This window comes from Hymenobacter agri (assembly GCF_054778495.1).
In genome coordinates this window covers 1-1,947 of the sequence record NZ_BAAGZM010000715.1, presented here as the reverse complement: position 1 = coordinate 1,947, position 1,947 = coordinate 1, and the positions used below count along the sequence as shown (strand labels likewise).

At 63.1% G+C, this 1,947-nt stretch carries 2 protein-coding genes; both read left to right on the top strand.

All coding sequences use genetic code 11. The features are described from left to right. The coding region (locus tag ACYVDE_RS21350) for a M2 family metallopeptidase (RefSeq protein ID WP_460503557.1) at positions 1 to 1,611 on the top strand (1,611 nt) is incomplete at its 5' end. Positions 1,612 to 1,743: 132 nt separating this feature from the next. Then, positions 1,744 to 1,947: hypothetical protein (locus ACYVDE_RS21345; protein WP_460503556.1), on the top strand; the 204-nt coding region annotated here is incomplete at its 3' end.

Genomic DNA, 1,947 nt, shown 5'->3' with positions numbered 1-1,947 from the left:
GACACGGCCAACGCCGGCGCCACCACCCGCGCCAACCAGCGCATGGCCGCCTTCACGGGCAGCGCCGCCAACATTCAGCAGCTGCGCGACCTGCTCAGCCACCGCAACGACCTGAACGGCCTGCAGGTGAAGCAGCTCGAAACCGCCCTCTACAACGCCGCCAACAACCCTCAGACGGTGGCCGACGTGGTGAAGGCCCGCATCAAGGCCGAAGCGGCCCAGACCGAGAAGCTGTACGGATTCGACTACAAGTACGCGGGCAAATCGGTGACGACCAACGACCTCGACGAGCTGCTGCGCAAGGAAACCAACCCCGCCAGGCGCCAGCAGGTGTGGGAGGCCAGCAAGGCCATTGGCCCCACGCTGAAAGACGGCCTGCTGAACCTGCGCGACCTGCGCAACCAGACCGTGCAGGCCCTGGGCTACCCCGACTACTTCACCTACCAGGCCAGCGACTACGGCCTGACGCGCGACGAGATGATGGCGCTGGTGCGCAAAATCAACACCGAGCTGCGCCCCCTCTACCGCGAGCTGCACACCTACGCCCGCTACGAGCTGGCCAAAAAGTACGGCGTGAAGCAGGTACCCGACTACCTGCCCGCCCACTGGCTGCCCAACCGCTGGGGCCAGGATTGGGGCTCGATGGTTGACGTGAAGGGCCTGAATCTCGATGCCGTGCTGGCCAAAAAAGGGGCCGAGTGGCAGGTGAAGCAGGGCGAGCGGTTCTACCAGAGCCTGGGCTTCCCGGCCCTGCCGGCCTCGTTCTGGGAGAAAAGCAGCCTGTACCCGCTGCCCAAAAACGCGGACTACAAGAAGAACAACCACGCCTCGGCCTGGCACATGGACCTAAACCAGGACCTGCGCAGCCTGATGAGCGTGGAGCCCAACACCGAGTGGTACGAAACCGCCCACCACGAACTCGGCCACATTTTCTATTACCAAACCTACTCCAACCCCGAGGTGCCGCCGCTGCTGCGCCAGGGGGCCAACCGCGCCTACCACGAAGCCATTGGCAGCATGATGGGCCTGGCCGCCAAGCAGAAGCCCTTTTTGGTGGGCCTGGGGCTGATTCCGGCCAGCACCAAAACCGACCAGACGCAGCAGCTGCTGCAGGAGGCCCTGAGCTACGTGCCCTTCATCCCCTTCGCCTCGGGCGTGATGAGTGAGTGGGAAAATAGCTTCTATGCCGATAAGCTGCCCGCCGACCAGCTGAACGCCAAATGGTGGGCGCTGTGCAAGCAGTACCAGGGCATGGTGCCACCCACCACGCGCGGCGAAAACTACCTCGACCCCGCCACCAAAACGCACATCAACGACGACCCCGCGCAGTACTACGACTACGCCCTGAGCTACGTCATCCTGTTTCAGCTGCACGACCACATCGCCAAGAACATTCTGCACCAAGACCCGCACGCCACCAACTACTACGGCCACAAAGAAGTAGGCGACTTCCTGCGCGACATTATGCGCCCCGGCGCCAGCCGCGACTGGCGCGCCGTGCTGAAGGAGAAAACCGGCGAAGACCTCTCGGCCCGCGCCATGGTGGCCTACTTCCAGCCCCTGATGGCCTACCTGCAGCAGCAGAACAAGGGCCGGAAATACACGATGTAGCCGCCATTTTCGGCCATACGGCCTAGGCTTACGTTAAAGCGCTGATGAAGCGGGCGGGCGCGGAGCAATATGGCTTCGAAAGCGGCCTGCTTCATCAGCGCTTTTATATTCTATCTATTCAACAAATTCCCTGTGCTTCCCACCCGCCTTTACTTTTCTAATGCCGTGGGCTCGGTCCTGTTCGTGCCCGACTCGTTTGCTTATCTCCATTTTTCGGGCGAGTCCATGACCAGCCCCGAGCTGCGCGCCCTTTACGTGCACGCCGCCAACCTGCTGGAGCGCCACGCGCTGCCCGGCATTCTGGCCGACCACCGCGCCATGCCGGCCGCCTTCGCC